Source organism: Pantoea sp. SIMBA_079 (assembly GCF_046940275.1).
GTDB lineage: Bacteria > Pseudomonadota > Gammaproteobacteria > Enterobacterales > Enterobacteriaceae > Pantoea > Pantoea borealis.
In genome coordinates, this window is the sequence record NZ_JAWRYR010000745.1 from 1 (window position 1) to 246 (window position 246).

The 246-nt window shown below is 71.1% G+C and carries 1 pseudogene; it reads right to left on the minus strand.

Annotated elements, in window-relative coordinates:
- Positions 1-246: pseudogene (locus tag SB719_RS21940) on the minus strand (glycoside hydrolase family 15 protein); the annotation flags it as partial.

Sequence of the window (246 nt, forward strand, 5' to 3'; positions counted from 1 at the left end):
GGCGACGATGCCGCCGGTGGGCAGATAGGTCAGCGCCTTGAGGGTGATGAGCGAGCGCTGGATGGCGTCGGTGTGCGGGCCGTAGGCGGTGCTGCGGTCGCTCCACCGGGTCCAGAACAGTTCGGTCGCCGCGAGAGCGGCCTCGGGGTCGGCAGGTTCGGGCTGGTCGGCGTGGCTGGGGTACCACGTGAGCGTGAACGTCACGCAGTCGCCCGCCTCGACGTCGAACGCGGCCACGGTGCTGAG